Origin of the sequence: Ruegeria halocynthiae (genome assembly GCF_000743705.1) — a bacterium.
In the GTDB taxonomy this organism is placed as follows: Bacteria; Pseudomonadota; Alphaproteobacteria; order Rhodobacterales; family Rhodobacteraceae; genus Ruegeria; species Ruegeria halocynthiae_B.
Genome location: NZ_JQEZ01000001.1, coordinates 1,016,451 through 1,034,594 on the forward strand (window position 1 = coordinate 1,016,451; position 18,144 = coordinate 1,034,594).

Below are 18,144 nucleotides of genomic sequence, written 5' to 3' on the forward strand. Positions count from 1 at the left end.
AAGATCAGAGAAAGCGCGCGGCTTACTCGATGATCCCCATGATGTCGCTTTCTTTCATCATCAGCAGCTCTTCGCCGCCGACGTTGACCTCGGTGCCCGACCATTTGCCGAACAGGATCTTGTCGCCAGCTTTCACAGCCATTGCGATCAGTTCGCCGCTGTCCTTGCGCGCGCCTTCGCCGGTCGAGACAACCTCGCCTTCGCTGGGCTTTTCTTTTGCGCTATCGGGAATGATCAGACCACCAGCGGTTTTTTCGTCGCTTTCGGTACGGCGAACCAGCACGCGGTCATGAAGCGGTTTCAATGCCATCTTTGCAGCTCCTTAGGCTCAAAGTTTATTTATCCTCCCCTCGCCGATTGGCGAGGCGTTAGCACTCGGGGTGTGTGAGTGATAACGAGGCATAGCTAGGGGGTCGCAAACCCCGAGTCAACAAGCCGTGCTGGATTTTTTGACAATCAGGCTCAGCCAGGCTGTTCCCAGCTGTAGGCCCAGTGTTTCAGGCCGTCGCGGCCCGCGTCCGACAGATCATAGATGCCCTTCGCAACCTTTTCGAACCACCCATAGTGGTTGTCGCGCATCAGGCGGGTGGCCTCGATCACACCGGTGGCCTTGGCGACCTCTGCCCCCTTGGCGGCACCGCTTTCGGCCAGATGCGCCGCACATTTCAAAGCATCCTGACGATAGGCCGTGACAATGCCATGGCGCGTAGCACCGCCCGCGTTCGGATCACCCTGCAAGCGGTCGAATTCACGCAGCAAGCGCGCGGCTTTGGCCTTGTTTTTACGCGACGCATAAGATCCGGGGTCACAGTGCACCTCGACCGTGCCATCGGCGCGCACGGTTATCAGGCCCAGCCCCAACCTGCGGCACAGCGCCAGATTATCTTTGAGAGCACGCCGCGCCGTACGCCCCTTAGGCTTGCGCACCCCGACATAAACTTGGTCGGTCACATTCAGGCGGGTGATGGCCTGATGAAACAGGGTCAGCGAGAACCCCAGCTTCAGCTCAACGATCACCGGGTCGTCGCCATCCCGGACGGCCACGATATCAGCCGCGCCGACTTCGCCTTTTACGGTGTAGCCCTGACGTTCCAACAACGCCTTGATCGGGGGATAGAGGTCCTGCTCGCGGTTCATGGCCTTATGCTAGGCAAATTGCCGTGGAATGCCAGACACAGAAAGGGCCGCCCCCGCACAAACCCGACTTGAACCCACGGCAGGCCAAGGGCATGGTCGCGCCATATGTGTAATCTGAATTCACCGGGATGGTCCTGATGCGGCTTATGATTTTCATTATCTTTCTGTTTCTGCCGTTCTCGGTTCACGCGGCTTGCGAAGGGCGCGATCTAAGACCGGATCTGACGCCCGAGGTGCTGGCCGAACTGAACAAGGCACTGGACAGCCTGCTCTTTCCCGAAGGCAACCACTGGCTTGCGACCAAAGACGACACCTACCTTCATTTGATCGGCACGTTGCACACGAACGACCCGCGCATGGGCGCGGTTGTTCAGCGTCTGACGCCGGTTCTCACCCAGGCCGACGCGTTTTACTTTGAGGTCACGCAGAAAGACATGACCGCGTTCGAACACGATCTGGCGAATGACCTGAGCCCGGTGCTGATCACCTCTGGCCCAACGTTGATCGACCTGATGCCCGCCGAAGACTGGGCCGCCCTGTCCGTCAGCCTGGCCGAGCGTGGCATTCCCGGTTGGATGGCCGCAAAAATGCGCCCCTGGTTTCTGAGCATCATGTTGGGCATTCCCCCCTGCATGGCGCAGGACCCAAACGCCAACCACGGAATGGATGCGCGCCTGACCGAAATGGCCGAAAAGCACGGCATCCCCCAACACTCGCTAGAGCGGGTCGAAGACCTGATGGCTTTGTTCGACAGCCATCCGCTGGAACAGCAGGTGCAATCCCTGGTCCGTCTGGCTGGCGCGCTTGAGGCCAGCGAGGATCATCTGGCCACCATGGCCAACGCCTATCTGGAAGAACGCCACGGCGAGATCATCCAACTTGCCCGCGTGCAGGGACAAGAGGAATCCGGCCTGTCCCCTGAGGTGTTCAACGAAGAATGGAGTGGGTTCGAGCAACAGCTTCTGGTCGAACGCAACAACAGCTGGATGCAGCAGATTCTGACCATCCGCGACCAGACTGCCGTGATCGCCGTGGGTGCCGGACACCTGAGCGATACACACGGTTTGCTGAACCAGTTGCAGTTGGCCGGATACACCCTGACCCGCGCGCCCTTCTGATCAGACCGGACACAACGCAAACCTACTGCTGCCGCGTAAACTCTGCCGGGTGACAACCCCGGCGGACCACCCTATAAGGCGCGCAAATCTATCTTCCGCAGGACGCTGACATGACAACCCTAGTATTTGGTCACAAATCCCCCGACACCGATTCCACAGGCTCGCCGATCCTGTGGTCCTGGTACCTGAACGAAATCAAAGGCGAACAGGCCGAGCCGGTTCTGCTGGGCGAACCCAACACCGAAGCGGCGTTCATGCTGCAACGCTGGGACCTGCCCAAACCGCGCATCATCGCGGATGTGGACGCGGATACAGCCGTCGTCATCGTCGACACCAACAATCCCGCTGAATTGCCTGCCAGCATCAACAACGCCGACATCCGCGCCATCATCGACCACCACAAGCTGGTTGGCGGTCTGGAAACCAAAGGCCCGATCGACATCACAGTGCGCCCGCTGGCCTGCACCGCGACCATCATGGTCGACCTGTTGGGTGACGACGCGGCCAAGATGCCCGACGCCATCAAAGGCGCGGCGCTGACCTGCATCCTGTCGGACACGCTGGAATTCCGCTCGCCCACCACCACCGCGCATGACCGCGCAGTGGCCGAGAAACTGGCTGGCGAACTGGGTCTGGACGTGTCCGCCTATGCCGCAGACATGTTTGCGGCAAAATCGGATGTATCGTCCTTTTCGGACGCTGAACTGATCCGGATGGACAGCAAGGAATACGCGGTCGACGGCACCAAGTTCCGCGTCTCGGTTCTGGAAACCACTGCGCCGGGCGTTGTGCTGGACCGCAAGGCCAGCCTGGCGACCTCGATGGTGGACGTCGCCAACGAAGACGGCGTCGATCAGGTTCTGCTGTTCGTGGTCGACATCCTGAACGAAGAAGCGACATTGCTGGTGCCCAACGATGTGGTCAAAGCCGTGGCCGAGAAAAGCTTTGGCGCATCGGTCGACGGCGACGCTGTGGTCCTGCCGGGTGTCATGAGCCGGAAAAAGCAGATCATTCCGAACCTCAAGGTCTGATCTTCGCAACATCTATTGGAAAAGGCGTCCCGCGTGGGCGCCTTTTTTCGTATTCATGTGGGATTTGCGCGAACCGTATCCGTTGCTAAACTGATCAAGACAGTGAAACCGGAATAAATCCCACGTATGAGTAAGCGCAAGTTCAGCACCACCCGGGACATCCTGCGATTTGAGGGGAAGGACAAAGCCGCCTATTGGCGTCGCTTTGCCATGCTGCTGACCCTGTCGGTGATCATTGCCACGATGGGTATGCTGCGCGATTCCAGCGCGGTGGTGATAGCCGCAATGCTGGTGGCCCCGCTGATGACGCCAATTCTGGGCGTGGCTGCGGCCATGGTCATGGGCTGGCTGGGCCGCGCGCTAAACCTGGCCCTGATTGTGTGCGGCGCGGCACTTCTAAGTGTGCTGCTGGCCTGGTTTCTGGTCTATGTCGCCGACGTCCCGCGCGGCATTCTGATATCCGATCAGGTACTGGCCCGCACCGATCCCGGAACCGAAGATCTGATTGTCGCACTCGCTGCGGGCGTTGCCGGGGCATATGTTCAGATCAACCGGTCTGAGGTCAGCTTGCTGCCCGGCGCGGCCATCGGCGTGTCGCTGGTGCCGCCCCTGTCAGCCTCGGGCGTCCTGCTGTATTTCGGCGAGCCGGCCGAGGCCTATGAGGCCGGGCTGTTGTTCGCCACCAATCTGGGCGCGATCATCCTGTCCGCCTGCGCCGTTTACATCGTTTACGCTGCACGCTCGGTCCTGTTCAGCAAGGGCCGGCGCAAGCTGAATTTTACCGCCAGTGTGTTTGTGACAATGGCCTTTTTGGCCGTCGTGGTCATTCAGCTCGGAAAATCCACCTATAACCGGTATCTCGAAACCCGTACCGAGGCGCAGGTTGCACAAGCCATCCGCGATTGGGCCGATCCGGTGTCGGTCGAGATCATTCGCATCGACGTCAACGCCAAACGCAAACAGGCCGAGGTCTGGGTAATCGTCGATCTTCCGGCAGAGGCGCAATTCAAAGTGTCCTCTGTCGCGGGGCTGTTGCCTGAATCCCTGCGCGAGACATCGCTGGTCGACGTATTGCACAGCGAACTTGGATCTGGATATCTGGCCGTCATCCGATACCAGACCAGAATAGGCGCGCAGATCATTCTGGGGACTGAGAACGTCCAGCAAGCACCAGACGTCGAAGAGATCACCGAAGACGACTGAGGCGTGCTCAAAATACATTGCGGGATGGTCATTGTTCCAAAGCTTTGCCATAGCTGTCGCAACCGCGATTTCAGACCCGAGGGGGGCCACATGACCCAGATCGTCAAAACGCTTGCCGAAGTATCCGACCGCTACAAAGCGCTGTTTGTTGACCTTTGGGGCTGCGTCCACAACGGCATCACTGCCTACCCCGAGGCCGTCGCCGCCCTGCAAGCCTATCGCGCGAATGGCGGGATTGTGGTGCTGGTGACGAACTCTCCGAAACCGCGCGCGGGTGTGGCCGAGCAACTGGCGCAATTCAACGTGCCAGCCGACGCTTATGACACCATCGCCACCAGCGGGGATTCGGCGCGGTCGGCCATGTTCCGGGGCGCGGTCGGCGAAAAGGTATATTTCATGGGGGAATGGCAGCGGGACGCTGGGTTCTTTGAACCGCTGAAACTGTTGCACCACCCGATCCAGATCGAACGCGTTCCGCTGGATCAGGCCGAAGGCATTGTCTGCTGTGGCCCGTTCGATCCGATGGCAGACCCGTCGGTCAATCGCGCGGATTTCCTGTATGCCAAGCAAAAGGGCATGAAGTTGCTGTGCGCCAACCCCGATATCGTGGTTGATCGGGGCGAGGTTCGTGAATGGTGTGCTGGCGCGCTGGCCAAACTGTATACCGAGATGGGCGGTGAAAGCCTGTATTTCGGCAAACCCCATCCGCCGATCTATGATCTGGCCCGGCGCAGGCTGCAAGAACTGGGCCATGACATTCCCGATGGCGACATTCTGGTGATCGGCGATGGCCCGCACACCGATATTCTGGGCGGCATGGGCGAGGGGATTGATTCCCTGTTCATTTCCGGCGGGCTGGCCGCGGCCGAGACCAAAACGTCGCAACATCCACACCACGAATCCCTAACCGATTATATTGCAAGGGAAAATATCAATCCCACCTTTACGATAGGTCGCTTGCGATAAGCAGAAAAAGCTTGATTTTCTGCAGTTGCGAAGTAATAAAGTTACCCAACGTGGGTGACTTTAGTTGTTTTGTTGCCCGCAAGATTCGAGTGAGGGCAACATGTTGGACAATCTTCCGCGCGGAACGATCTGTATCGAAGACATCGAAATGGGCATGTCCCGCCACCTGCGCAAAGTGGTGACGGACGAAGATATCGAGATGTTCGCGCAAGTATCGACCGACCGCAATCCAGTGCATCTGGACGATGATTACGCCCGCGACACGATCTTTGCAGGTCGCATCGCCCATGGGATGCTGACTGCGGGGCTGATCTCGGCCGTGATTGGTGAACAGCTGCCCGGACACGGCACGGTCTACATGGGTCAGTCGCTGAAGTTCCTGGCCCCCGTCCGCCCCGGCGACATGGTCTATGCCGAGGTCAAGGTGATCGACATCGACTTTGCCAAGCGCCGCGTAAAGCTGGACTGCCATTGCGCAGTCGACGGCAAAAAGGTGCTGGTGGGCGAAGCGATGGTTCTGGCCCCGTCGCGCAAGTTCGACTGAGGTTATCCCGACGTCTCTGGCCCTTGAACCCGCCCTTCAGTCCCGCTAGGCAGGCGCTATGCGCATCATCCGGGATTTTCAGTATACCGAGCCTCAGGACCGTGGCGCCAGCGTGGCCATCGGGAATTTTGACGGCGTCCACATTGGCCACCAGTCGGTGATCGAACTGGCGCGGCTTGCCGCACCGGATGCCCCGCTGGGTGTGTTGACCTTTGAGCCGCACCCGCGTGAGTACTTTGCCCCCGATGCGCCGCCCTTTCGCCTGATGCGCGGCAACGCGCGCGCGCATCGGTTGGAAAAGCTGGGGGTTCAGAAACTGTATGAGCTGCCCTTCAACGCCGCGCTGGCCGGGCTGACACCGGACGAATTTGCCCGAAATGTGATTTGTGACGGGCTGGGCCTGTCGCATGTGGTTGTGGGCGCGGATTTCTGTTTTGGCAAAGGCCGCAGTGGCACCGCCGATGACATGGTGCGATTTGGCCAGCAGATGGGCTTTGGCGTCACCATCGCGCCGCTGATGGAACGGTCGGACAATGTTGTATCGTCCACCGCGATCCGTACGGCCCTGACCGAAGGCCGCCCCCGCGACGCAGCCGCCATGCTGGGGCATTGGCACCGGATCGAAGGCAAAGTGATCGGCGGCGAACAACGCGGGCGCGAGCTGGGCTTTCCCACCGCGAATATGTCGATCGAGGGGCTGCACCCGCCGAAATTCGGTGTCTACGCGGTACTGGTCGATGTGTTGGACGGCCCGCATCAGGGCAGCTATCACGGCGCGGCCTCGGTCGGGACACGGCCAATGTTCAACGGCGAGGTGCCCAATATCGAAACCTTCCTGTTCGATTTCTCGGGCGATCTTTATGGCGCAACCCTGTCGGTCGGCTTGGTCGAATACCTGCGCCCTGAAATGACCTTTGACGGGTTGGATGGGCTGATCGCGCAGATGGATGCCGATTGCGACGCGGCCCGCACCTTGCTGGCGGCGTTATGACCACTGACCCGATTGATCGCAAAGGTCTGAGCCCCCGATTCTGGGAACGCAAGCCCCTGACCAAGCTTAATCAGCATGAATGGGAGGCGCTGTGCGACGGCTGCGGCAAGTGCTGCCTGAACAAGCTGGAGGATGAAGACACCGGCGAGGTCGCCCTGACCTGCGTTGCCTGCCGCTTGCTGGATGACGAAAGCTGTCGCTGCACGCAGTACGATATCCGCCACCAATTCGTGCCGGAGTGTATCGTGATGACGCCCGACAACATCGACGATCATGCCTATTGGCTGCCGCAGACCTGCGCCTATCGGCTGCTGTGGGAAGGGAAACCTCTTTACGACTGGCATCCTTTGATATCAGGTACACCCGACAGCGTGCATGCCGCCGGGGTCTCGGTTCAGGGGCGCACGGTGTCCGAGTTCGAAACACCCATCGAAGAATGGGAAGACCATATCATCGAGGAGCCCATCTGATGTATTTCGCGTCTGACAATTCCGGCCCGGTTCACCCGCAAGTTATGGCCGCGCTGAACGAAGCCAATCAAGGTTTCCAGATGGCCTATGGCGCGGATACGTTGATGAACGAGGTGCGGGACCGCATTCGCGGGATCTTTGAAGCCCCCGGCGCGGCGGTGTATCTGGTGGCCACCGGAACAGCGGCGAACTCATTGGCGTTGGCGACGCTGGCACAGCCGTGGGAGACGGTGTTCTGCTCGCCCGTGGCCCATATCCACGAAGATGAATGCAACGCGCCGGAATTCTACAGCGGTGCCAAGCTGACGCTGGTGCCCGGCGACGACAAGATGGACCCCGAGGCCCTGCGCAGTTCAATCCTGACCGAAGAATCGCGCGGCGTACACGGCCCGCAACGCGGGCCGGTGTCAATCACGCAGGTGACCGAGCGCGGGTCAGTCTATTCGCTGACCGAATTGCAGGCGTTGTGCAGTGTGGCCAAGGAATACGATCTGCCTGTGCATCTGGACGGCGCGCGTTTCACAAACGCGCTGGTGGCGCTGAACTGTTCCCCGGCCGAGATGACGTGGAAGTCGGGCGTGGACGCGGTCAGCTTTGGCGGCACCAAGAACGGGCTGATGGGGGTTGAGGCGGTAATCTTCTTTGACGAATCCAAAGCCTGGGAATTTGAGTTGCGCCGCAAACGGGGGGCGCATCTGTTTTCCAAGCACCGCTATCTGTCGGCCCAGATGTCGGCCTATCTGCAGGACGATCTGTGGCTGCAACTGGCCCGGCAGGCCAATGACAACAGCGCCCGGCTGGCCGAGGGGCTGCGGGCCAAGGGGGCCTCGTTCCTGCACGAACCGCAGGCCAATCTGATCTTCGCGCAATTCTCGCGCGCACGGCACAAGCAGCTGCATGACGCCGGTGCCGTCTATCACCTGTGGGGGGCCGCGCTGGACGGGACGGATGACGAGGAAATCCTCGCCTGCCGTCTGGTGTGCGACTGGTCGATCAGCGCCGAGGAAATCGACCGGTTCCTGGCGCTGCTTTAACGGTCGCAGGTATCCCGCCAGAACTGCTGCACCACGTGGGCCGTTTCCTGTGGATGGGAAATCGGCAGCATATGCCCCGCGCCCTTTACACAGGCACAAGAGGCATTGGGTAACCGCCGCTGCAACCCCTGCCCTATCGCTGGCATGACCGGGCGCGTCTTTGACCCACTAAGGATCAGAACCGGCATTATCGCGCGATCCAGAACGCCGGGGTTCAACAACCCTTTTTGATCCCGAACCACCGCCTCTTCCACAGCAGGGACGGCATGCACCCCCCGGACCATCGCCGCGCGCGTACGCTCTGGCAGGTCCGGCCAGCGGGGGCTGTCGTCGGTGCTCCACATCCGGTTGAACAGGCGTGCGGCCAGTTCCATGTCCCCGGCAGACAGCGCATCTGTATAGGGTTGCGCCGCATGATCATGCTGCGCAACCAGATCCGGCGCGTCCTGACGGGCAATCGCGAAAAATACCGGCTCGATCAACACGGCGCTGCGGATAAGCTCAGGGCGATCCACCGCCAACCGCAATGCGATCATCGCGCCGAATGAATGGCCGATCACATCCATCGGGCCTGCCAACTGCGCAGCAGCCAGGTCCGTAACCCGGTCAAAGTAATCGCCCTGCCCATCCCAGTCCGGGCTGCGGCCGTGCGACAGCATATCCGGGGCGATCAGGCTTACCTGCCCCTGCAACGCCGCCGACAGCCCAGCCCAGGCCCCGGAATGGGCAATGGTGCAATGCAGCGCCAAAACCTTGCGCGCGCCCTGACCCAGAGTTCGGACATGGGCCGTTGGCGACGGGTTCATCCCGGCTTTCAGCCCTTCATCCCCGTCAGGTGGTTGTCCAGATCGTCCAGACGATCCTGCCCCCAGAACCTCTGGCCGTCCTCGGTAACGTAGAACGGCGCGCCAAAGACACCGCGATCCACGGCTTCTTCCAGATTGGCGGCATAGGTTTCGGCCCCCACCAGCAGACCGCTGTCAGCAAGGTCCGGGTTGAAACCGGACTGAGACAGGCAATCGCGGATCACGTCATCCTGCGCGATGTCCTTTTCCTCGGCCCAGCAGGCGCGCAGGAAGGAATGGCACAGCTTGCCAACATCGCCCGAGCCGTCTTGAACCGCCGCAATCACTGCATAGGAAGATGGTGCCATATTGGTCGGCCAATGCGCCGGTTGCAGGTTGAAATCCATCCCAAGAGCTTTGGACTGACGCAGCAATTCCTGCGTCCGATATTCAATGCGCGAGATGTGCCGGTCCTTGGGCGGTGTCCCTCCCGTGCGCGCGAACAGTGCCATGATATCCAGCGGCTTGTAGTTGATCGTTGCACCATGTTTGGCTGCGACCTCCTCAAGCCGTGTCCCCGCGAGGTAGGAATAAGGTGAGAGTGTCGCAAAATAGTAGTCAATGTCGGCCATGTGCACTTTCTCCGCTGCAAAATCTTTGCGAGACGGTAAGGCCATGCTAAGCGGTGTCAACATCACGAATCTGTCACATATGCCTTTGCTGCCCGGGGACCTCAGCCGATGCCGACACTCCACGAACCCAAGCTTATCGCTGGGAACGCCAATCTTCCGCTTGCCGAATCCATTGCTCGCCGCATGAGCCTGTATCGCGGTGTCGATCAGGGTCTGGTCGATGCGCGGGTCGAACGGTTCAACGACGGCGAGATTTTCGTCGAAGTGTTCGAAAACGTGCGCGGCGAGGATATGTTTATCGTCCAGCCGACCTCGAACCCGGCCAACGACAACCTGATGGAGCTGCTGATCATCGCCGATGCGCTGCGCCGCTCCTCCGCGCAGCGGATCACCGCCGTGATCCCCTATTTCGGTTATGCCCGTCAGGATCGCCGCACCAAGGCGCGCACGCCGATCAGCGCCAAGCTGGTGGCCAACATGCTGACCGGTGCGGGGATCGAACGGGTTCTGACCATGGACCTGCACGCGGCCCAGATTCAGGGGTTCTTTGATATCCCGGTGGACAACCTGTATGCCTCGCCGATCTTTGCGCTGGACGTGAAGAACCAGTTCAAGGACTGCCTGGACGAAATCATGGTCGTGTCGCCCGACGTTGGCGGCGTGGCCCGCGCACGCGAACTGGCCAAACGGATCAACGCCCCCTTGTCGATCGTGGACAAGCGCCGCGAAAAGGCTGGCGAAGTGGCCGAGATGACCGTGATTGGTGATGTCAGAGACAAGATCTGCCTGATCGTGGACGACATGTGCGATACGGCTGGCACCCTGTGTAAAGCGGCGCAGGTGCTGCTGGATAACGGCGCGAAAGAAGTGCATTCCTACATCACCCACGGCGTCATGAGCGGCCCGGCGGTCGAACGTGTGACCAATTCGGTGATGAAATCACTGGTGCTGACCGACACGATCCAGCCGACCCCGGAAATCGCCAAGGCCAAGAACATCCGCATTGTTCCCACCGCGCCAATCTTTACACAGGCAATCCTGAACATCTGGAACGGAACCAGCGTATCGTCCCTGTTCGAGGACAAGACCCTGACACCGATCTACGAGTCGCTGTACCATATGGACTGACCCGCATGGTCCGAGGGCCGCTATGGCGCCTTCGGACCAGCGTCGGGGCTGATATGCACTTTTCGACGCATCAAATACCCCGGCCCCTTCTTTTTGTGTGAACATCACGCAAGCGGGTTTCATTCGAAAAATCTGGATTTAGGCGCAACCCTCGGTTTAGGCTACTGGGTGATCGGTTGCTGACCGGTCACCACGGTTTCTGGCTATTCAGGGGAAATGACCAATGCGCGCCAAGTTCATCCTCATCGGGGCAGTTTGCACCTTGTTTGCGGTCTCAACACTGGCCGCACGTCCGGTTCAGGCCAAAGATACAGGCGCGCTGATCGCCGGTGTCGCGCTTGGAGTGTTGGGGGCGTCCATCGCCAAGCATCACCACAAACATGGGTCGAACTATCAAAAGCACCCCAGCTTATCGCCCGAGGAAAACGCTGTGGGCCTGTGTATGCACCGGACCCACACGGCAATGACCAATCAGGGCTATTATGCCGTGGATTTCGAACAGACCCTGTCCTACGACACAAATTCCGATGGCATTGATCTGATCGACCTTGAAGTCGCGCGTTCCAACAATAGCAACGACGCGCGCAGCTATATCAAGGCCCATTGCGCAATCCAAAACGATGCGGTGGTGAACTTTAGGTATTCGAACTACTGATCGGATTCAGTGACCTGCGACGGTGCAGGTCACTGTAGCAATTGGGTTCGCTTAGATTAGGAAATGTTCCAATCATCCTCGTGCGCGACCTCGCCAATGGCGATCCACGTCACCCGTATCCGGGCGATACGTGTGTCTGACCATGTCCGGAACACCGCGCTGAACCCTTCGGCTGAGATGTCTTCGGCCCGAACCTCGGCGCGCAGGGCCGAGGACGTATCCACATCCCATAGCGACACGCCGATCTGCACCACAGGAGGGGATCTGAACGGTCGGCTAAAGCTCACCACGGATCGCCGTTCGCGCGCGCCCTCGCCTGTCCACATCTCGCCACCATCCGCGAATTCTGAGAACAGCACTTCTTCGCCCTGGTCGATGCCAATAGGATGAGTTTGAAACGTCTTCATTTTATCATCTTTATCTATGAATTTCCGCAGCTTACTCTGCTGCCGCAGTAAAATCACGACAAAAAACGGCCCCGCGCTGGCAGGGCCGTTTTCAATGATAGATATGCAGTGAGCCTTACAGGCTCATATGCGTCCCAAGGGCTTCCATGTCGGCCAGCAGCTTGGCGGCGTCGTCGACAACCGACTGGTCGTCACCATCCTTGGCTGCTTCGTGCGAGGACCGTGCTTCGGCGATCAGGTCGTCCAAGTGCGACCGGGTCACTTCAGCGACCGGAATGGCCTTTTCGGCCAGAACCGACAGGCCGTCGCCGTTGATCTGGGCAAACCCGCCGGTGACCAGGTATTCGCTGGACCCTTCGGGTGCCTCAACCTTCAGCAGACCGGGGCGCAGCGTGGTAATGGTGGGGGCATGATCGGGCATTGCCGTCATGTCCCCGTCCGCGCCGGGAATCTGGACCGCAGTAACCGCGAGCGAAGCAAGGCTCCGCTCGGGGCTGACGAGGTCGAATTGCATCGTGTTTGCCATCAGGTGTGCTCCTTAGGCGGCTTCTGCGGCCATCTTTTCCGCTTTGGCGATCACATCTTCGATGCCGCCAACCATCAGGAAGGCTGCCTCGGGCAGGTGATCGTATTCGCCGGCCACAACGGCCTTGAACGACGCGATGGTGACATCCAGAGGAACCTGAACGCCGGGCGAGCCGGTGAAGACTTGCGCCACGTCGAACGGCTGCGACATGAAGCGCTCGATCTTACGCGCGCGGGCCACGGTCAGTTTGTCCTCTTCCGACAATTCGTCCATGCCGAGGATGGCAATGATGTCCTGCAGCGACTTATAGCGCTGAAGAATCTGCTGAACGTCGGTCGCAACGGTGTAGTGCTCTTCGCCGACGATGGCCGGGTCAAGCAGACGCGAGGTCGAGTCGAGCGGGTCAACAGCCGGGTAGATACCCTTTTCCGAGATCGCACGGTTCAGAACCGTGGTCGCGTCCAGGTGAGCAAACGACGTAGCCGGCGCAGGGTCGGTCAAGTCATCCGCAGGCACGTACACGGCCTGTACCGAGGTGATCGAGCCCGACTTGGTCGAGGTGATCCGTTCCTGCATCGCACCCATGTCGGTCGCCAGCGTCGGCTGATAGCCCACAGCCGAAGGAATACGGCCCAGCAGAGCCGAAACCTCGGAACCTGCCTGCGTAAAACGGAAGATGTTATCGACAAAGAACAGAACGTCGGTACCGGTCGCATCGCGGAATTGTTCCGCCAGGGTAAGACCCGACAGAGCGATCCGCATACGCGCACCCGGAGGCTCGTTCATCTGGCCGTAAACCAGTGCGATCTTCGAATCTTCCAGCTTTTCAGGAACGATAACGCCGGATTCGATCATCTCGTGATACAGGTCGTTGCCTTCACGGGTCCGCTCACCAACACCGGCGAACACGGACACGCCCGAGTGCACTTTTGCGATGTTGTTGATCAGTTCCATGATCAGAACGGTTTTACCAACGCCGGCACCGCCGAACAGGCCGATTTTACCGCCTTTGGCATAAGGGGCCAGCAAGTCAACGACCTTGATGCCCGTGACCAGAACTTCCGACTCCGTTGCCTGATCAGCGAAATCCGGTGCTGGCTGATGGATCGAGCGGGTTTCAGTGGATTCTACCGGACCCTTTTCATCGATGGGCTCACCGACAACGTTCAGAATACGGCCCAGAGTCGCGTTACCGACCGGAACCGCGATTGGTGCGCCGGTGTCAGTAACTTCTTCGCCACGGACCAGACCTTCTGTCGCGTCCATCGCAATGGTGCGGACAGTGTTTTCGCCCAGGTGCTGTGCAACCTCCAGAACCAGCTTTTTGCCGTTGTTGGTGGTATCCAGCGCGTTCAGAATTTCAGGCAGCTGATCTTCGAAGTGCACGTCGACGACGGCCCCGATGATCTGTGTGACTTTGCCTTTTGCATTCGCCATGTTTCGTCTCCGGTATGTCTCTACAGCGCTTCGGCGCCGGAAATGATTTCAATCAGCTCGTTGGTGATCACGGCCTGACGCGAGCGGTTGTATTGGATCGTCAGCTTGTCGATCATTTCACCCGCGTTGCGTGTCGCGTTGTCCATTGCGGACATCCGTGCACCTTGTTCCGAGGCCCCGTTTTCAAGCAGAGCCGAGAAGATCGCGGTTGCAACCCCCTTGGGCAGCAGGTCGGCCAGAATGGCTTCTTCGCTGGGCTCGTAATCGAAGATGGCACCACTGTCGTCATCCTCGGTCTCTTCGAACGAGGCGGGGATGACCTGCTGTGCCGTCGGGATCTGGGTCACAACGTTCACGAACTTCGAATAGAAGATCGTTGCAACGTCGAACTCAGCCCCATCGAAACGGGACAGGACGTCCTTGGCGATGTCCTGCGCGTTGGTGTAACCCAGACGCTTGACCTCGCTCAGGTCGATATGCCCAACGAACAGATCGCCATAATCACGCTTGAGCGCGTCGCGGCCTTTTTTACCGACGGTCAAAATTTTGACCGTCTTGCCCTTAGCCTTCAGCTCATATGCTTTGACGCGGGCCAGCTTGGCGATGTTCGAGTTGAAGCCGCCACACAGGCCGCGTTCAGCAGTTATGACAACCAGCAGATGGACATCATCACTGCCCGTACCACGAAGCAGTTTGGGGGCGCTGTCGCTGCCCCCGACCGATGCCGCCAGCCCCGCCATCACGGCATTGAACCGTTCGGCATAGGGGCGCGAGGCTTCGGCAGATTCCTGGGCGCGGCGCAATTTTGCAGCCGCAACCATCTGCATGGCCTTGGTGATCTTGCGGGTCGATTTGACCGACTCGATCCTGTTTTTAAGATCCTTAAGATTTGGCATTTGCCCGCCTCTCCCTTAAGCGAAGGTTGCGGCGTATTCGTCCAGCGCAGCCTTGATCTTATCGGCAGCATCGCCCTTGATCTTTGGATCTTCGTTGGTGATCCAGTCAAGCAGGTCCGCATGCTTACCGCGCAGATGCGCCAGCAGGCCAGCCTCATAGCGGCCAACGTCCGTCACGTCGATCTTGTCGAGGTAACCGTTGGTGCCGGCGAAGATGACGCAGACGATTTCCGCGTTGGTCAGCGGCGAATACTGCGGTTGCTTCATCAGCTCGGTCAGACGCGCACCACGGTTCAGCAGTTGCTGGGTTGCGGCGTCGAGGTCGGAACCAAACTGCGCAAAGGCCGCCATTTCACGGTACTGAGCCAGTTCCAGTTTCACCGGACCAGCAACCGATTTCATCGAGTTGGTCTGAGCCGAAGAGCCCACACGCGAAACCGACAGACCGGTGTTCACAGCAGGACGGATGCCCTGATAGAACAGTTCGGTCTCCAGAAATATCTGGCCGTCGGTGATCGAGATCACGTTGGTCGGAATAAACGCCGAAACGTCACCACCCTGAGTTTCGATAACCGGCAGAGCCGTCAGCGAACCACCACCGAAGTCGTCGTTCAGCTTGGCCGAACGCTCCAGCAGGCGCGAGTGGAGGTAGAATACGTCGCCAGGATAGGCTTCACGTCCGGGCGGACGACGCAGCAGCAGCGACATCTGACGATAGGACACAGCCTGTTTCGACAGGTCATCATAGATGATCAGCGCGTGGCGGCCATTGTCGCGGAAGAACTCGGCCATTGCGGTTGCGGCATAGGGTGCCAGGAACTGCATCGGCGCCGGGTCGGACGCGGTTGCGGCCACAACGATCGAGTAATCAATCGCACCGGATTCTTCCAGTTTCTTCACCAGCTGCGCAACGGTCGAACGCTTTTGACCAATCGCCACGTAAACGCAGTACAGCTTTTTGGACTCGTCGTCGCCTGCTGCTTCGTTCACAGTTTTCTGGTTCAGGATCGCGTCCAGAGCCACGGCAGTTTTACCGGTCTGACGGTCACCAATGATCAGCTCTCGCTGGCCACGGCCAATTGGGATCATCGCGTCAACCGATTTCAGGCCGGTTGCCATCGGCTCGTGAACCGATTTACGCGGGATGATGCCCGGTGCTTTAACGTCAGCAACGCCGCGCTCAGTGGATTCGATGGGGCCTTTGCCGTCCAGCGGATTGCCCAGGCCGTCAACAACACGACCCAGCAGACCGTTACCAATCGGAACGTCCACGATCGAGTTGGTGCGCTTGACGGTGTCACCTTCTTTGATGTCACGGTCGGAACCGAAGATAACAACACCAACGTTGTCGCTTTCCAGGTTCAGCGCCATCCCCATGATGCCCCCCGGAAATTCGACCATTTCACCCGCCTGCACGTTGTCCAGGCCGTAAACACGGGCAATCCCGTCACCGACGCTCAGCACGCGGCCGATTTCGGCCACTTCGGCTTCTTGACCAAAATTCTTGATCTGGTCCTTCAGGATTGCAGAAATCTCTGCAGCTTGGATTCCCATTTATCCGACCTCTTTCATTGCATTCTGTAGGGAGTTGAGCTTGGAGCGGATCGAACTGTCGATCATCTTCGAGCCCACTTTAACGACAAGACCGCCGATGAGGCTTTCATCAACGGTCGCATTTATTGTCACGGTCTTGCCCACACGCTCGGACAGCGTCTTGGACAGTTTATCCATTTGGGTCTTGGTCAGCGCCTTGGCCGAAGCGACATCAGCGGTCACTTCGCCGCGTTCTTCGGCCAGCATGTCGCGCAGAACCTGCACCAGTTGCGGCGCAACGAACAGACGACGCTTTTGCGCCATCAGGCCCAGCGTGTTGCGCAGGATGGCATGCAGGCCCATCTTGTCGCCAATCGCAGTAATTGCGGCTTCCTGATCAGCGCGCGAAACCAGAGGCGAGGCGATCAGGTCGCGCAGTTCGGCGCTTTCGCCCAACGCGGCTGCCAGATCATTGATGCCGGATTCCAGACCCGCAAGGTCATTATTCTCTTTGGCGATCTCAAAGATCGCAGTGGCATAGCGCTCGGCGATGCCTGTGGAAATCGAAGCTGGTTCGGACACGTCCACCCTTCCGATATTTTGGGCCCCGAATTCGCGTTGCGGCAGCTACCCCGGGGGCGTGAAGAAACCCCGCCCAATTGGCCGGGGATCAAAATCACCGGGGATGTAGCAGAGCCGAACCCAGCTAGCAATATATTATAACGGGTGCTACTTTATCCACAAAATGTTTTATTACAGGCACTTAGGCGGGGTGCAGCCCTTTTATCCGGCTGAAAGGGGCGAAAAATGTCACCAAAGTGTAGGTTTTTGCGATTCCTGTGACCTTTTTCCCGCGTTTTCGCGGTTTGACGCTGCGTAAAATGCACCGCTGGATCACGCGGGCTTCAACAGACCATCCAGCGCCTTGATCGGGCGGCGTTCGGCTTCTCTGGCGACACTGCCGCTTGGGGGCCGGATTTGTTTGGTCACCTCCACCATCAGCACCCCCCCAGCCATGATCGTCGGCAAGCGTTGTCCGGTTTTTTCGATCAGGCTGCCAGATTTGAGCCAGAAACGCCGAAACGAGGGTGGCAGATACAGGGCAGAACAGTGACCGACGGGAATAAAGTGATGCGCCCTAAGTTGGCTTTCCAATTGCGACGCCGAATAGGGGCGTCCAAAACCAAATGGTGTCCGATCTGTCCGCGACCACAGCCCTGCCCTGTTTGGTACAACGAACAGGGCGCGCCCACCAGGGCCAAGAACCCGCCAGCATTCATCCAGCAGTTCGCTGGGTCGAACCGACGTTTCCAGCCCATGCATCACCACCAGCTTGTCCACATGCCCGGTTTCGATCGGCCAGAGGGTTTCCTCGGTCAATACCGACACATTGGGCACTCCGGCAGGCCAGGGCATTACCCCTTGCGGCCCTGGCATCAGGCCGATCACACGCCGCGCATCTGCCAGATAGGGGCGCAACAGGGGCACGGCGAATCCGAATCCCACAACGGTTTGCCCTTTGGCTTCGGGCCAGAACTCGGTCAGTCGGCCCCGAATGGCCGCCTGTGCCGCGCGACCCAATGTGCTGCGGTAGTAGAAATTCCTCAGATCCTGCACATCAAGATGCATTGCGGACACCCGGTCAATCGGC

General features: G+C 59.3%; 21 protein-coding genes. 10 read left to right on the forward strand and 11 right to left on the reverse strand.

Going from position 1 to position 18,144, the window contains the following annotated elements:
• Positions 1-22 precede the first annotated feature (22 nt).
• Together JT51_RS04960 and JT51_RS04965 are read right to left on the reverse strand one after the other, a co-directional pair.
• The gene (locus tag JT51_RS04960) at positions 23-310 is read right to left on the reverse strand and encodes a co-chaperone GroES (RefSeq protein WP_037308521.1); all 288 of its coding nucleotides are present in this window, start codon (positions 308-310) and stop codon (positions 23-25) included.
• A gap of 152 nt (positions 311-462) precedes the next feature.
• Positions 463-1,137: a DUF2161 domain-containing phosphodiesterase gene (locus tag JT51_RS04965; protein WP_037308523.1), complete on the reverse strand. Its 675-nt coding sequence runs from the start codon at positions 1,135-1,137 to the stop codon at positions 463-465.
• Positions 1,138-1,274: 137 nt separating this feature from the next.
• Between JT51_RS04965 and JT51_RS04970 the strand changes: the two genes are divergently transcribed.
• The 8 genes from JT51_RS04970 to JT51_RS05005 all read left to right on the forward strand — a co-directional run bounded on the left by JT51_RS04970 (position 1,275) and on the right by JT51_RS05005 (position 8,494).
• Positions 1,275-2,255 (forward strand): TraB/GumN family protein, encoded by a 981-nt coding sequence (locus tag JT51_RS04970; RefSeq protein WP_037309521.1) that lies wholly within the window; start codon positions 1,275-1,277, stop codon positions 2,253-2,255.
• A 110-nt stretch (positions 2,256-2,365) separates the two neighbouring features.
• Positions 2,366-3,286, forward strand: a complete 921-nt coding sequence (locus JT51_RS04975; protein ID WP_037308526.1) for a manganese-dependent inorganic pyrophosphatase — start codon at positions 2,366-2,368, stop codon at positions 3,284-3,286.
• 126 nt (positions 3,287-3,412) lie between these two features.
• Positions 3,413-4,489, forward strand: a complete 1,077-nt coding sequence (locus JT51_RS21145) for a DUF389 domain-containing protein (protein WP_051927403.1) — start codon at positions 3,413-3,415, stop codon at positions 4,487-4,489.
• Between the two features lie 90 nt (positions 4,490-4,579).
• Positions 4,580-5,455, forward strand: a complete 876-nt coding sequence (locus JT51_RS04985) for a TIGR01459 family HAD-type hydrolase (RefSeq protein WP_037308528.1) — start codon at positions 4,580-4,582, stop codon at positions 5,453-5,455.
• 100 nt (positions 5,456-5,555) lie between these two features.
• Positions 5,556-5,999 carry a MaoC family dehydratase gene (locus tag JT51_RS04990; RefSeq protein WP_037308531.1) on the forward strand — a complete coding sequence of 148 codons (444 nt, stop codon included), beginning with the start codon at positions 5,556-5,558 and terminating at the stop codon, positions 5,997-5,999.
• Positions 6,000-6,057: 58 nt separating this feature from the next.
• The gene (locus tag JT51_RS04995; protein WP_037308534.1) at positions 6,058-6,990 is read left to right on the forward strand and encodes a bifunctional riboflavin kinase/FAD synthetase; all 933 of its coding nucleotides are present in this window, start codon (positions 6,058-6,060) and stop codon (positions 6,988-6,990) included.
• Positions 6,987-7,460 carry a YcgN family cysteine cluster protein gene (locus JT51_RS05000; RefSeq protein WP_037308537.1) on the forward strand — a complete coding sequence of 158 codons (474 nt, stop codon included), beginning with the start codon at positions 6,987-6,989 and terminating at the stop codon, positions 7,458-7,460. The genes JT51_RS04995 and JT51_RS05000 overlap by 4 nt, the downstream gene beginning before the upstream one ends.
• Positions 7,460-8,494, forward strand: coding sequence for a threonine aldolase family protein (locus JT51_RS05005; protein WP_037308539.1), 1,035 nt, complete (start codon positions 7,460-7,462; stop codon positions 8,492-8,494). The genes JT51_RS05000 and JT51_RS05005 overlap by 1 nt, the downstream gene beginning before the upstream one ends.
• On the opposite strand, the gene JT51_RS05010 is transcribed toward JT51_RS05005, so the two are convergent.
• Both JT51_RS05010 and JT51_RS05015 read right to left on the reverse strand, forming a co-directional pair.
• Positions 8,491-9,300: an alpha/beta fold hydrolase gene (locus tag JT51_RS05010; protein WP_037308542.1), complete on the reverse strand. Its 810-nt coding sequence runs from the start codon at positions 9,298-9,300 to the stop codon at positions 8,491-8,493. The genes JT51_RS05005 and JT51_RS05010 overlap by 4 nt on opposite strands.
• 8 nt (positions 9,301-9,308) lie before the next feature.
• On the reverse strand, positions 9,309-9,911 hold the full coding sequence (locus tag JT51_RS05015; protein ID WP_037308545.1) for a 2-hydroxychromene-2-carboxylate isomerase: 603 nt from the start codon (positions 9,909-9,911) through the stop codon (positions 9,309-9,311).
• A gap of 108 nt (positions 9,912-10,019) precedes the next feature.
• Here JT51_RS05015 and JT51_RS05020 point away from each other — a divergent pair, with 108 nt between their 5' ends.
• Both JT51_RS05020 and JT51_RS05025 read left to right on the forward strand, forming a co-directional pair.
• Complete coding sequence (locus JT51_RS05020) at positions 10,020-11,039, forward strand: ribose-phosphate pyrophosphokinase (protein ID WP_037308548.1); 1,020 nt, start codon at positions 10,020-10,022, stop codon at positions 11,037-11,039.
• Positions 11,040-11,262: 223 nt separating this feature from the next.
• On the forward strand, positions 11,263-11,694 hold the full coding sequence (locus tag JT51_RS05025; protein ID WP_037308551.1) for a hypothetical protein: 432 nt from the start codon (positions 11,263-11,265) through the stop codon (positions 11,692-11,694).
• Between the two features lie 56 nt (positions 11,695-11,750).
• On the opposite strand, the gene JT51_RS05030 is transcribed toward JT51_RS05025, so the two are convergent.
• From JT51_RS05030 to JT51_RS05060, 7 genes are all read right to left on the reverse strand, one after another.
• A complete protein-coding gene (locus JT51_RS05030) occupies positions 11,751-12,101 on the reverse strand; it encodes an H-type lectin domain-containing protein (RefSeq protein WP_037308554.1) in 351 nt (116 codons plus the stop codon).
• A gap of 115 nt (positions 12,102-12,216) precedes the next feature.
• On the reverse strand, positions 12,217-12,627 hold the full coding sequence (locus tag JT51_RS05035; RefSeq protein ID WP_037308556.1) for a F0F1 ATP synthase subunit epsilon: 411 nt from the start codon (positions 12,625-12,627) through the stop codon (positions 12,217-12,219).
• Positions 12,628-12,639: 12 nt separating this feature from the next.
• Complete coding sequence (atpD, locus tag JT51_RS05040; protein WP_037308559.1) at positions 12,640-14,064, reverse strand: F0F1 ATP synthase subunit beta; 1,425 nt, start codon at positions 14,062-14,064, stop codon at positions 12,640-12,642.
• Positions 14,065-14,084: 20 nt separating this feature from the next.
• Complete coding sequence (locus JT51_RS05045; protein WP_037308562.1) at positions 14,085-14,960, reverse strand: F0F1 ATP synthase subunit gamma; 876 nt, start codon at positions 14,958-14,960, stop codon at positions 14,085-14,087.
• A gap of 15 nt (positions 14,961-14,975) precedes the next feature.
• Positions 14,976-16,514 (reverse strand): F0F1 ATP synthase subunit alpha, encoded by a 1,539-nt coding sequence (gene atpA, locus JT51_RS05050; protein WP_037308565.1) that lies wholly within the window; start codon positions 16,512-16,514, stop codon positions 14,976-14,978.
• Complete coding sequence (locus JT51_RS05055; protein WP_037309528.1) at positions 16,515-17,075, reverse strand: F0F1 ATP synthase subunit delta; 561 nt, start codon at positions 17,073-17,075, stop codon at positions 16,515-16,517. It lies immediately after the preceding gene.
• Positions 17,076-17,387: 312 nt separating this feature from the next.
• Complete coding sequence (locus JT51_RS05060) at positions 17,388-18,122, reverse strand: class I SAM-dependent methyltransferase (protein ID WP_037308568.1); 735 nt, start codon at positions 18,120-18,122, stop codon at positions 17,388-17,390.
• Positions 18,123-18,144: the final 22 nt, after the last annotated feature.